At 55.3% G+C, this 11832-nt stretch carries 13 protein-coding genes; 9 read left to right on the forward strand and 4 right to left on the reverse strand.

What is annotated here, in order from left to right; all coding sequences use genetic code 11:
* The 5 genes from COO59_RS17810 to cheZ form a co-directional block, all read left to right on the forward strand.
* On the forward strand, window positions 1-472 hold a 472-nt coding region (locus COO59_RS17810), incomplete at its 5' end, for a methyl-accepting chemotaxis protein (protein WP_240614155.1).
* 271 nt (window positions 473-743) lie between these two features.
* Window positions 744-1619, forward strand: coding sequence for a protein-glutamate O-methyltransferase CheR (cheR, locus tag COO59_RS17815; protein ID WP_103061075.1), 876 nt, complete (start codon window positions 744-746; stop codon window positions 1617-1619).
* Window positions 1616-2665: a protein-glutamate methylesterase/protein-glutamine glutaminase gene (locus COO59_RS17820; RefSeq protein WP_103061076.1), complete on the forward strand. Its 1050-nt coding sequence runs from the start codon at window positions 1616-1618 to the stop codon at window positions 2663-2665. The genes cheR and COO59_RS17820 overlap by 4 nt, the downstream gene beginning before the upstream one ends.
* 40 nt (window positions 2666-2705) lie before the next feature.
* On the forward strand, window positions 2706-3095 hold the full coding sequence (gene cheY, locus COO59_RS17825; RefSeq protein ID WP_034915469.1) for a chemotaxis response regulator CheY: 390 nt from the start codon (window positions 2706-2708) through the stop codon (window positions 3093-3095).
* Window positions 3096-3104: 9 nt separating this feature from the next.
* Window positions 3105-3749, forward strand: coding sequence for a protein phosphatase CheZ (gene cheZ, locus COO59_RS17830; protein WP_103061077.1), 645 nt, complete (start codon window positions 3105-3107; stop codon window positions 3747-3749).
* A 55-nt stretch (window positions 3750-3804) separates the two neighbouring features.
* Here cheZ and COO59_RS17835 read toward each other — a convergent pair whose 3' ends face one another.
* Both COO59_RS17835 and COO59_RS17840 read right to left on the reverse strand, forming a co-directional pair.
* Entirely contained in the window at window positions 3805-4089 is a 285-nt protein-coding gene (locus COO59_RS17835) for a hypothetical protein (RefSeq protein WP_103061078.1), read from the reverse strand.
* Window positions 4070-4510, reverse strand: coding sequence for a DUF2778 domain-containing protein (locus COO59_RS17840; protein ID WP_322791048.1), 441 nt, complete (start codon window positions 4508-4510; stop codon window positions 4070-4072). Before COO59_RS17840 ends, COO59_RS17835 begins: the two co-directional genes overlap by 20 nt.
* A gap of 283 nt (window positions 4511-4793) precedes the next feature.
* On the opposite strand from COO59_RS17840, the gene flhB reads away from it, so the two are divergent.
* The 4 genes from flhB to COO59_RS17860 all read left to right on the forward strand — a co-directional run bounded on the left by flhB (window position 4794) and on the right by COO59_RS17860 (window position 9583).
* On the forward strand, window positions 4794-5945 hold the full coding sequence (flhB, locus tag COO59_RS17845; RefSeq protein ID WP_103061079.1) for a flagellar biosynthesis protein FlhB: 1152 nt from the start codon (window positions 4794-4796) through the stop codon (window positions 5943-5945).
* On the forward strand, window positions 5938-8019 hold the full coding sequence (gene flhA, locus COO59_RS17850) for a flagellar biosynthesis protein FlhA (RefSeq protein WP_103061080.1): 2082 nt from the start codon (window positions 5938-5940) through the stop codon (window positions 8017-8019). Before flhB ends, flhA begins: the two co-directional genes overlap by 8 nt.
* Entirely contained in the window at window positions 8019-8417 is a 399-nt protein-coding gene (flhE, locus tag COO59_RS17855) for a flagellar protein FlhE (RefSeq protein WP_103061081.1), read from the forward strand. Before flhA ends, flhE begins: the two co-directional genes overlap by 1 nt.
* A 422-nt stretch (window positions 8418-8839) precedes the next feature.
* Window positions 8840-9583 (forward strand): glycosyltransferase family 25 protein, encoded by a 744-nt coding sequence (locus tag COO59_RS17860; protein WP_103061082.1) that lies wholly within the window; start codon window positions 8840-8842, stop codon window positions 9581-9583.
* Window positions 9584-9763: 180 nt separating this feature from the next.
* Here the strand turns inward: COO59_RS17860 and argS are convergent, their stop codons facing one another.
* Window positions 9764-11497, reverse strand: a complete 1734-nt coding sequence (gene argS, locus COO59_RS17865) for an arginine--tRNA ligase (protein ID WP_103061083.1) — start codon at window positions 11495-11497, stop codon at window positions 9764-9766.
* Between the two features lie 205 nt (window positions 11498-11702).
* Window positions 11703-11825, reverse strand: coding sequence for a hypothetical protein (locus tag COO59_RS21515; RefSeq protein ID WP_276308278.1), 123 nt, complete (start codon window positions 11823-11825; stop codon window positions 11703-11705).
* Window positions 11826-11832 lie beyond the last annotated feature (7 nt).

Genomic DNA, 11832 nt, shown 5'->3' on the forward strand with positions numbered 1-11832 from the left:
CGAGGTGCGCAATCTGGCACAGCGCAGCGCCCAGGCGGCGAAAGAGATCAAATCACTGATTGAAGATTCGGTTGCCCGTGTTGATACCGGTTCAGTGCTGGTGGAAAGCGCCGGGGAAACCATGAGCAATATCGTCAGCGCGGTAACGCGGGTAACCGACATCATGGGCGAAATCGCCTCGGCGTCGGATGAGCAGAGCCGCGGCATTGACCAGGTTGGCCTGGCGGTAACCGAGATGGATCGCGTGACCCAGCAGAACGCCGCGCTGGTGCAGGAATCCGCCTCCGCCGCCGCCACGCTGGAAGAGCAGGCCAGCCGCCTCAGCCAGGCTGTCGCCGTGTTCAGAATTCGTAAAGAATTCGCCGCCGCCGCCGTTAACGTTAATACGGCAGCGAAAAAGCTGCAAAGCGCCGCGCCGGCAACGGCAGCGCGCAAATCCACCGCCACGGATGAGAACTGGGAAACCTTCTGATTGCGTGCGCAGTGGCAGTAAATAATGTGTTGACAGAATGTTACACGGTTGTCCGCCAGCCAGATTGGGTCACACAGCAGAATGCCGCGCTGATAGAGGAAGCGGCAACGGCCACGGATTAGCTGGTAGCCTGGCTAATTCGGCTGAGCAATAGACGCGCGGTTTACGCAGCTGATTGCCAGACCGGCGCGTTCAGGCGAGACGCTAATCAGCCATCGCCAGGAAGCAGCGCCCTTTAACCTTTAATCTGCTTTTTGTTGGGTGAACCTGAATGAAGAAATCGACATTGCTGGCACCACCCGAGAGCGCAACGCTGTTATCTCAGATGATTCAGCGCTTGCCTCTCTCTGATACGCACTTTCGCCGTATCAGTCAGTTAATTTATCAGCGCGCCGGTATCGTGCTTGCCGATCATAAGCGCGAAATGGTTTACAACCGGCTGGTGCGTCGCCTGCGCACGTTGAATATCGATGACTTCGGGCGCTATCTCGCGCTGCTGGAAAACGATCAGAACAGCGCCGAGTGGCAGGCGTTTATTAACGCGCTGACCACCAACCTGACGGCGTTTTTCCGTGAGGCGCACCACTTCCCGATTCTGGCCGATCATGCCAAACGGCGAGGAGGGAGCTACAACGTCTGGAGTACGGCGGCGTCTACCGGCGAAGAGCCTTACTCGATCGCCATGACGCTGGCGGAAACGCTGGGCGCCGGGCCGGGGAAATTCTCCGTCCACGCCAGCGATATCGATACCCAGGTGCTGGAAAAGGCGTCGTCGGGGATCTATCGCCAGGAAGAGTTGCGCACGCTATCGCAGCAGCAGATGCAGCGCTTCTTTTTGCGCGGTACCGGGCCGCACTCCGGCATGGTGCGGGTGCGTTCTGAACTGGCTGGCATGGTGAATTTCACCCAGCTTAACCTGCTGGCGCACGAGTGGTCGCTGCCTGGGCCGTTTGATGCGATTTTTTGCCGCAACGTAATGATCTATTTCGACAAAGAAACTCAGGAAAAGATCCTGCGGCGCTTTGTTCCGCTATTAAAGCCTGGCGGCCTGCTGTTTGCCGGTCACTCGGAGAACTTTAGCCAGATAAGCAAAGAGTTTTATCTGCGCGGACAAACGGTTTACGGGCTGACTAAGGAAAGATCATGAGCAAAATCACCGTAATATGCGTTGATGATTCAGCGCTAATGCGCCAACTGATGACGGAGATCATCAACAGTCATCCCGATATGGAAATGGTAGCCACTGCACCCGATCCGCTGGTGGCGCGCGATTTGATTAAGCAGTACAACCCGCAGGTGCTGACGCTGGACGTTGAGATGCCACGTATGGACGGCCTCGATTTTCTGGAGAAGCTGATGCGCCTGCGCCCGATGCCGGTAGTGATGGTGTCGTCGCTGACGGCGCAAGGCTCGGAAGTCACCCTGCGCGCGCTGGAGCTGGGGGCGGTTGATTTCGTCACCAAGCCGCAGCTGGGTATTCGTGAAGGCATGATGGCCTACAGCCAGATGATTGCCGACAAAATTCGCGCCGCAGCGCGCGCCCGGCTGGTGCCACGCGTCGCTCAGGCGGCGCCGACGATGCTGAAGTCGGGGCCGCTGCTCAGTAGTGAAAAGCTGATCGCCATCGGCGCATCGACCGGCGGCACCGAAGCGATTCGCCACGTGCTGCAGCCGCTGCCGATGACCAGCCCGGCGCTGCTGATTACGCAGCATATGCCGCCGGGTTTTACCCGCTCGTTTGCCGAGCGTCTGAACAAGCTGTGCCAGATCACCGTGAAAGAAGCGGAAGATGGCGAACGTATTCTGCCGGGCCACGCCTATATTGCGCCCGGCGCTATGCATCTGGAGCTGGCGCGCAGCGGCGCCAACTATCAGGTGAAACTGAACGATGGTCCGCCGGTTAATCGTCACAAACCCTCAGTGGATGTGCTGTTTAAATCGGTGGCGCAACATGCCGGACGCAACGCCGTGGGCGTTATCCTGACCGGTATGGGCAACGATGGCGCGGCCGGGCTGCTGGAAATGCATCGCGCCGGCGCCTGGACCATCGCGCAGAACGAAGCGAGCTGTGTCGTTTTCGGCATGCCCCGTGAGGCAATTGCTTACGGGGGAGCCAGTGAAGTGGTGGATCTGCATCAAATCAGCCAGCACATGTTGGCAAAAATTAGCGCCGGACAGGCATTGCGAATTTAACCGAGCCCGTCCAGCGGGTCGAGATAACACAGGAGTAGATATGGCTGACAAGAATATGCGCTTTTTGGTAGTGGACGATTTCAATACGATGCGTCGTATTGTGCGCAACCTGCTGAAAGAGCTGGGCTTCAACAACGTTGAAGAAGCCGAAGATGGGGTAGATGCACTGACCAAGCTGCGCGCGGGTGGTTTCGACTTCGTCATTTCCGACTGGAATATGCCGAACATGGATGGCCTGCAGCTGCTGCAAACCATTCGTGCCGACGCCACGCTGGGCAAGCTGCCGGTGCTGATGGTGACCGCAGAAGCGAAGAAAGAGAACATCATCGCTGCGGCGCAGGCGGGTGCCAGTGGCTATGTAGTGAAACCTTTTACTGCGGCGACCCTGGAAGAAAAGTTAGGTAAGATCTTTGAAAAATTAGGTATGTAAGGAGACGTGATGAGCGAACTTACGAAACCAGCGACCGATGCGGCATCGGCGCAGGACATCATCACACGCATTGGCTCGTTAACGCGCATGCTGCGTGACAGCCTGCGTGAGCTGGGGCTGGATCAGGCGATAGCGGACGCGGCGGAAGCGATTCCCGACGCCCGTGACCGCCTTGATTATGTCGTTCAGATGACCGCTCAGGCTGCTGAGCGCGCGCTGAACTGCGTAGAAGCATCACAACCGCGCCAGGATGCGCTGGAAAGCGGCGCCAAAGATCTTAAGACACGCTGGGATGCCTGGTTTGAGGACCCCATCGAGCTGGCGGATGCTCGTGTACTGGTTTCGGATACGCGCGAATATCTGGCTACCGTGCCGGAACACACGTCCTTTACCAACGCACAGCTGCTCGACATCATGATGGCGCAGGATTTCCAGGACCTTACCGGTCAGGTCATCAAGCGCATGATGGATGTGATCCAGGAAATTGAGCGCCAGCTGTTGATGGTGCTGCTGGAGAATATGCCGGAAGCGAATGCGCGTCAGAAGCGGGAAGAGAACAGCCTGCTGAACGGTCCGCAGATCAATGCCGCCGCGCCTGGCGTGGTGGCAAACCAGGATCAGGTCGATGACCTGCTCGATAGCCTGGGCTTCTGAGTTAGACGCTGCCGCTCTCCGCAAGGGGACGGCAGCAACCTTTTATGGCAAAGATTCAACGCGATCGTGCTTTTCTGTACTTTTTGGTCGCGAATTTTATGCAAACCATAAGGGTATAATAAGCCAGGGCAGCAATGGCGATTAGCGTCATTATATTTAACCAGGCAAGAACATTTTCTGTATTGTCCGCCGTTATATTCCCTGCTCCATATAATTGTCGGGTCAGGTCAAGCACCAGGCTGTTATTAATTTGCTCTGAAATATTTGTGTACCCTGCTGTCATTATTATTAAAAAAACAAACAGGACGGTTTTGCTGACGCTAAGGGCAATTTTTGCCATGAGCTATTACCTCGATCATGCCGTAAGCCATCATATCTCTCGTACAGGGAACACGAATTTTTTGGGTTGTTAAAAGGGCCTGACGGATAACCGCATAATCTGAACTGTGAACAAGGGTAATACAACCCTTTGATGTTGTGCCAGGATGTAAGCGAAACAGACCGCGGCTTACGCCCTCTATCCAGGTATGATCGTCAATACTCATATCATCACGATAGCGCGCAAACCACTCTGAGCGGCTAAATTCTGTGCCATGCGCAATTTGATTTACTTTACTTAATATAGCGGCATAAGCGCGCGATAGCGTACCTCCGCTTCCCCGATTTACAATCCAGTACTTGCCGGGAGGGATTGGTCCGTTATCGGGAATCATCGCACAGCCACTATGATTTTGATAAATTCCGTTGCCGGAGAAGGCCATGAATACTCCAACGCCGTAAATAGTGAGTAAGCCGCGTCATTGACGACAAATGTTCCTTGTAGCGCCATAAATCCATCCTTTATGTGCCGATCCATGTGTAGCTTTACAGAAACAGAATAATTTTTGCGCTATCCTCCCATAGCTGATGATGAAGGGCTGTGATGTCGGCCTGCTTTTTCCATTCCCTGAAATAACCCCTGTTTAACCCTGTTACTCCACCCATTAAATTTGCCGGTGTTTGGCAAGCTATGCGCAATTCCCATTCCGACACAGGTTGATCAACGTGGCTGAAGGTAGCGACGAGGAAAAAACAGAATCCCCCACACCCCACCGACTTGAGAAAGCGCGTAAAGAAGGGCAGATCCCGCGTTCCCGCGAGCTGACTTCTCTGCTGATGCTGGTGGCGGGGTTGCTGATTTTGTGGATGGACGGCGAGCCGATGGCGCGCCAGCTGGCCGGGATGGTCGCCTCCGGTTTTAGCTTCGATCATCGTTTGATTAACGATCCCGGACAGATTGTTCGTCACGTCAGCCAGCTGCTGGGGCAGGCGGTATGGGCGCTGATGCCGATGATGGCGGGCCTGGTGCTGGTCGCGATCGCCGCGCCGATGTTGCTGGGCGGTATCGTCCTGAGCGGTAAATCTATTTCATTTAAGTTTAGCAAGCTGAACCCGCTGAGCGGGCTGAAGCGCATGATTTCCGGGCAGACCTGGGCCGAACTGTTAAAAGCGATAATGAAAGCGACGCTGGTGAGCGCGGTGGCGGGTTGGTATGTCTGGGTAAGCTGGCCGGAGATGCTGCATCTGATTAGCGAATCCCCATATGATGCGCTGGCGCACGGTATGCACATGATCGCCATATGCTGTTTTCTGGTGGTGTTGGGGCTGGTGCCGATGGTGGGCTTCGACGTGTTCTGGCAGCTGTTCAGCTACTTTAAGCAGCTGCGCATGACGCATCAGGAAATCCGCGATGAATATAAAGAGATGGAAGGCGACCCGCACGTTAAAGGACGCATCCGTCAGGCGATGCGCGCCGCCGCACGCCGCCGCATGATGGCTGACGTGCCGAAAGCAGACGTTATCGTGACCAACCCGACGCACTATTCCGTCGCGCTGCAGTATGACGAGAAAAAAATGAGCGCGCCGAAAGTGCTGGCGAAGGGAGCGGGCGACGTGGCGCTGAAGATCCGTGAGCTGGGGAAAGAACATCGCGTGCCGATTCTGGAAGCGCCGCCGCTGGCGCGCGCCCTTTATCGTCACAGTGAAATTGGGCAGCACATTCCAGGCGCGCTGTATGGCGCGGTAGCGGAAGTGCTGGCCTGGGTATGGCAACTGCGTCGCTGGAAGCGCGAAGGCGGCCTGATACCGCAGAAACCTCAACGTTTGCCGGTACCGGCTGAACTGGACTTTGCAGGAGAGACGAGAGCTGATGGCTAATCTGGCCGCTTTACTTCGCTTACCGGGTAACATGAAAGATACGCAGTGGAAGGTGCTGGCTGGCCCGCTGCTGATTCTGATGATCCTGTCGATGATGGTGCTGCCGCTGCCGCCCTTTATCCTCGATCTGCTGTTTACCTTCAATATCGCGCTGTCGATCATGGTGCTGCTGGTGGCGATGTTTACCCAGCGGACGCTGGAGTTCGCCGCGTTCCCGACCATTCTGCTGTTTTCAACGCTGTTGCGTCTGGCGCTGAACGTCGCTTCCACGCGTGTGATCCTGATGGAAGGCCATACCGGCGCGGCGGCGGCGGGTCAGGTGGTAGAGGCGTTCGGCCACTTCCTGGTCGGCGGTAACTTCGCCATCGGTATCGTGGTGTTTATCATCCTGATCATCATTAACTTTATGGTTATCACTAAGGGTGCCGGACGTATCGCCGAAGTGGGCGCGCGTTTTGTGCTTGACGGGATGCCCGGCAAGCAGATGGCGATCGATGCCGATTTAAACGCCGGTTTGATTGGTGAAGAGGAAGCGAAAAAGCGCCGTTCGGAAGTAACGCAGGAAGCGGATTTCTACGGTTCTATGGACGGTGCCAGTAAATTCGTTCGTGGTGACGCTATCGCGGGCATCATGATCATGATTATCAACGTGGTGGGCGGCCTGCTGGTGGGCGTGGTGCAGCACGGAATGTCGCTGGGTTCAGCGGGGGAAACCTATACGCTGCTGACCATCGGTGACGGCCTGGTTGCTCAGATCCCGGCGCTGGTAATTTCTACCGCTGCCGGTGTAATAGTGACGCGCGTTAGCACCGATCAGGACGTGGGCGAGCAGATGGTGAGCCAGCTGTTCAGCAATCCGCGCGTTATGATGCTGAGCGCCGGCGTATTAGGCCTGTTGGGGCTGGTGCCGGGCATGCCGAACCTGGTGTTTCTGCTGTTTACCGCCGCGCTGTTAGGTTTAGCCTGGTGGCAACGCGGCCGCGAGATTAAGCCAAAGCCGGCAGCGCAGCCTTTGCCGCGCGCGCAGGAGACGGCTGCAACGGTGGAAGCGACGTGGGGCGATGTGCAGCTGGAAGATTCGCTGGGGATGGAAGTGGGCTATCGCCTGATCCCCATGGTGGATCAGCAGCAGGATGGCGAGCTGCTGGGACGTATCCGCAGTATTCGTAAGAAGTTTGCGCAAGAGATGGGCTTTCTGCCGCCGGTGGTACATATCCGCGACAATATGGATTTGCCCGCCGCCCGCTATCGTATTTTGATGAAAGGGGTGGAGATTGGCAGCGGCGACGCCTATCCGGGGCGCTGGATGGCGATCAACCCTGGTACGGCATCCGGTACGCTGCCGGGTGAAGCGACGGTCGATCCGGCCTTTGGCCTGGCGGCGATCTGGATTGACAGCGCGCTGAAAGAGCAGGCGCAGATCCAGGGCTTTACCGTGGTGGAAGCCAGTACCGTGGTGGCGACGCACCTTAATCATCTGATTGGGCAGTATGCCAGCGAGCTGTTTGGCCGTCAGGAAGCGCAGCAGCTGTTGGATCGCGTTAGCCAGGAGATGCCGAAGCTGACCGAAGATCTGGTGCCGGGCGTGGTGTCGCTGACGACGCTGCATAAGGTGCTGCAGAATCTGCTGGCCGAGCGCGTGTCGATTCGTGATATGCGCACCATTATTGAGACGCTGGCGGAACATGCGCCGGTGCAGACCGACCCGTATGAGCTGACGACGATAGCGCGCGTGGCGCTGGGTCGCGCCATTACCCAGCAATGGTTCCCGGGTAACGGCGAGGTGCAGGTTATCGGCCTTGACGCTACGCTGGAACGTCTGCTGCTGCAGGCGCTGCAGGGCGGCGGCGGGCTGGAGCCGGGGCTGGCGGATCGTCTGCTGGAGCAGGCGCAGCGGGCGCTGGAAAATCAGGAGATGCTGGGCGCGCCGCCGGTGCTGTTGGTTAATCATCCGCTGCGTGCGCTGCTGGCGCGTTTCCTGCGCCGCAACCTGCCGCAGCTGGCGGTGCTTTCTAATATGGAGCTGAGCGATAATCGCCATATCCGTATGACGGCAACCATTGGAGGTCAGTGATGCGATATTTACTGGGCGCGCTGATGCTGTTGTTGCCGCTGGCAACGCAGGCGGCGGACGGGGCCTGGCAGGGGAGCGCTACTGGCGTGACGCTGAGCAACCGCGGCGTGGAGGCTTCATCGCCGCCGATTACGCCGCCGGGGCCGATTTCCGGCCTGATAAGCGTGATTTACTGGCGTTTTGAACTAACCGGCCCGCAGCCAGCAGGCCTGTTGGTGAAGCTCTGTTCCAGCGCCCGCTGTACGCCGATCGAAGGGGCCAGCGGCTCGACGCGCGGACTGACCAATGTTCCCGCCAGCGATACGCTGCGCTTTGTTTATAGCGTGCCGGGACAGGGAAGGCTGTTTCCCGTAACACGGGTGCGCAGCAATCAGGTAATGGTTAATTATAAGAATTAAACCGTGCCGCTCGCCGAAGGTTGTCCCTGCACGGGGCGGCTACTTTACTTTCTGAGCCTGCGCTCAGGCTTTCCCTGCGGCCTCTCACGCCTCCTTCAGTGTGCGAGGCCGCTCTTATTTTCCCGCTCCTCTTGTTTCTCTTTTCTTTACTGTTATTAATCCTTTCTTTTCATTAATCTTTTACTGTAATAAGAGTAATAACGTTTTATTATTTATAAATAATAATGCGTTTCTGTTAAATAATAAATTCAATCTATGACCATATAAAATCAAATATATTCCGTTGAAGTAGGTTTTGTTTTTGATGGTACACTCCAGAACCCTGTAATAAGTCGAAAGCCTGCCTGTTAAGAGGCAGTGCTATATTAGCCGTGAATAATGCGTTATTAATTGTTTACAGCATGTGATGAGGTGTCTCTGGCGTGAAAGTATTTGTTATTAATTTAGACGGCAATTATGAGCGGCGTGAAAAAACAGAAAAGCAGTGTGATATAAATAATATAAAGTATGAGGTTATAAGCGCGGTTGATGGCAAGGCATTACCGACAGGCCTGATGCCGCTGGTAGTGCATGATTATCCGAGGTGCGCCTTGACCAGAGGCGAGATTGGCTGTGCCCTGAGCCACTTGAGCATCTATGCAAGAATGATTGCCGAAAATATCCCCAATGCTCTGGTGCTGGAAGATGATGCCCTGATTAGTCCCGGACTTCACAGCCATCTGGCAGGGATCAAAACATTAATCAGCGTGAATAAACCAGAGATATTCCTGCTTACCGGAAATTGCATATACAACCCCAGGGTTAATAAAACCGACTTATATAACAACGAATATTACCGGGTCGCTTATGGCAGCGGAGGGCATGGTTATGTTGTTAACCAATCAGCCGCGCGCGAGATCCTTAAAGTAAACCGGCCAATAATATTCGAGGCCGACCGATGGACGCTATTTCGGCTTACTGGTGCGCTCAGGGTTTGGTGCAGCAAGCAGTGCGTAATAGAAAGTTCCGATGTAAACAGAGAAACCTCAGTGCTGGAAAAGGAGCGGAAGAATCAGTTTATTGCCCGATCTGCCTATATAAATAACCTCAAAAAATCTCTTCGCTTTTACCAGGCGCGTAGAATTAAGGATGTGCTGTTGAATAAAACGGGTTTGGTCCAGCAGTGAAATGAACTGAAACAGCAGCAGGCGTTGAAGCGTGCATATCAGACACTGGCGACAAAATAACATTGCCTGCGCGCCTTGCCGGGAATTGCCCTTTTATGTCCGGCATAAAAAAATCCACGCCGGGGCGTGGATTTTCCATGAGCTTAACCTTCTGCGCTGAAAAGGCTAAGGCCCTACGGCTTACATACGCTCGACGGTTTCAATACCCAGCGTATCCAGACCCTGCTTCAGCGTACGTGCCGTCAGCAGCGCCAGCTTCAGACGGCTCTGGCGTATGGCGACATCTTCTGCCGACAGAATCGGGCAGTGCTCGTAAAAACCAGAGAACAGCCCCGCCAAATCATACAGATAAGCACACATAACGTGTGGCGTACCGTCGCGCGCGACCAGCGTAATCGTCTCTTCAAACTGCAGCAGACGCGCCGCCAGCTGGGCTTCGCGTTCATCGTTCAGCTGAATAGTGCCGTCCAGCAGCGCGTTCTCATCAATACCGGCCTTACGGAACACCGACAGCACGCGCGTATAGGCATACTGCATATAGGGCGCAGTATTGCCCTCAAACGCCAGCATATTATCCCAGTCGAAAATGTAATCGGTGGTACGGCTTTTCGACAGGTCAGCATATTTCACCGCACCGATGCCGACAATATTGGCCAGCTTGCGCAGCTCATCCGCATCCATCTCCGGGTTTTTCTCAGAAACCAGCAGGGTAGCGCGCTCAACCGCTTCATCCAACAGATCGGACAGCTTAATGGTGCCGCCGCTGCGGGTTTTAAACGGACGCCCATCTTTGCCCAGCATCATGCCGAACATATGGTGCTCAAGCGGCACCGATTCCGGCACATAGCCCGCTTTACGTACGATAGTCCAGGCCTGCATCAAATGCTGATGCTGACGCGAGTCGATATAGTAAAGTACACGATCGGCATGCAGCTGCTCATAGCGGTACTTCGCGCAGGCAATATCGGTAGTGGTATAAAGATAGCCGCCGTCTTTTTTCTGGACGATCACGCCCATCGGATCGCCTTCTTTATTTTTAAACTCATCAAGGAAGACTACGGTTGCGCCTTCGCTTTCTACCGCCAGACCTTTGGCTTTCAGATCGGCAACGATACCCGGCAGCATATCGTTATACAGACTCTCACCCATGACATCGTTACGCGTCAGCGTCACGTTCAGACGATCGTAAACCGTCTGGTTCTGCGTCATGGTAATATCAACCAGCTTCTTCCACATGGTACGGCAGTATTCATCACCGCCTTGCAGCTTCACCACATAGCCGCGTGCGCGCTCGGCGAAGGCTTCATCTTCGTCATAGGTTTTTTTCGCTTCGCGATAGAAAGCTTCCAGATCGGCCAGCGCTATCGCTTCATGATGCTCGCGCTGCTGCTTTTCCAGATACGCGATCAACATACCGAACTGCGTGCCCCAGTCGCCAACATGGTTGGCGCGAATAACTTTATGACCGAGGAACTCCAGCGTACGCGCCGCCGCATCACCAATAATGGTTGAGCGCACATGGCCTACGTGCATCTCTTTCGCCACGTTTGGCGCCGAGTAGTCAATCACGATAGTTTGCGCATTAACCGGCGCAACGCCCAGACGCGGCGATGCCAGCGCGGTTTCCGCCTGCTGCGCCAGCCATTCAGGGGCCAGGAAAATATTAATGAAGCCCGGACCGGCGATTTCAACCTTACTGGCGATGCCGCTGAGCTCAAGTTGCTGTACGACCTGCTCGGCCAGCTGACGTGGCTGCTGACCCAGTTTTTTCGCTACCGCCATAATGCCGTTGGCCTGGTAATCGCCAAACTGAACCCTGGCCGACTGACGAACCATAGGTTCGCAATCTGCCGGCGCGCCAACGGCGATCATCGCCTGACTAACTTTTTCCGAAAGGAGAGCCTGAATATTCACCGAGTTACCTTCATCTGTCTGCACTGCCCGCCGCGTTATGGACGGCAGGCATAATCATCGCGACGCCTGACAGTCTGGCAGGTTGCTGTACAATAGCGCCGCGGAAAAAAGAAGGGGGAAAGTATACGTTATTTGAATGAGGGCGTCAGCAGCCGTAGCGGGCGGAAACACTGCTGTGTATGTTTCCGCCACCGACGAAAAAAGGTTAGCGACGTCGAGAGTGACGATATGGGTTATTTACCGTTTTTTCATTGCGCACCTTCCAGTGGCGGGAGAGAGCAAACCCCATCAGCGCGATAAGAACTGCAATAATAATGAGTTTAAACATAAAGCCA

The organism is Mixta theicola (assembly GCF_002895925.1).
GTDB lineage: Bacteria > Pseudomonadota > Gammaproteobacteria > Enterobacterales > Enterobacteriaceae > Mixta > Mixta theicola.

What these genes read in the sequence shown, in the direction of transcription:
- COO59_RS17840 (WP_322791048.1), bottom strand. Translation starts at nt 4,510, where the DNA reads ATGGCCTTCTCCGGCAACGGAATTTATCAAAATCATAGTGGCTGTGCG.
- COO59_RS17820 (WP_103061076.1), top strand. Translation starts at nt 1,616, where the DNA reads ATGAGCAAAATCACCGTAATATGCGTTGATGATTCAGCGCTAATGCGC.
- cheY (WP_034915469.1), top strand. Translation starts at nt 2,706, where the DNA reads ATGGCTGACAAGAATATGCGCTTTTTGGTAGTGGACGATTTCAATACG.
- cheZ (WP_103061077.1), top strand. Translation starts at nt 3,105, where the DNA reads ATGAGCGAACTTACGAAACCAGCGACCGATGCGGCATCGGCGCAGGAC.
- flhA (WP_103061080.1), top strand. Translation starts at nt 5,938, where the DNA reads ATGGCTAATCTGGCCGCTTTACTTCGCTTACCGGGTAACATGAAAGAT.
- cheR (WP_103061075.1), top strand. Translation starts at nt 744, where the DNA reads ATGAAGAAATCGACATTGCTGGCACCACCCGAGAGCGCAACGCTGTTA.
- flhE (WP_103061081.1), top strand. Translation starts at nt 8,019, where the DNA reads ATGCGATATTTACTGGGCGCGCTGATGCTGTTGTTGCCGCTGGCAACG.
- COO59_RS17835 (WP_103061078.1), bottom strand. Translation starts at nt 4,089, where the DNA reads ATGGCAAAAATTGCCCTTAGCGTCAGCAAAACCGTCCTGTTTGTTTTT.
- COO59_RS21515 (WP_276308278.1), bottom strand. Translation starts at nt 11,825, where the DNA reads ATGTTTAAACTCATTATTATTGCAGTTCTTATCGCGCTGATGGGGTTT.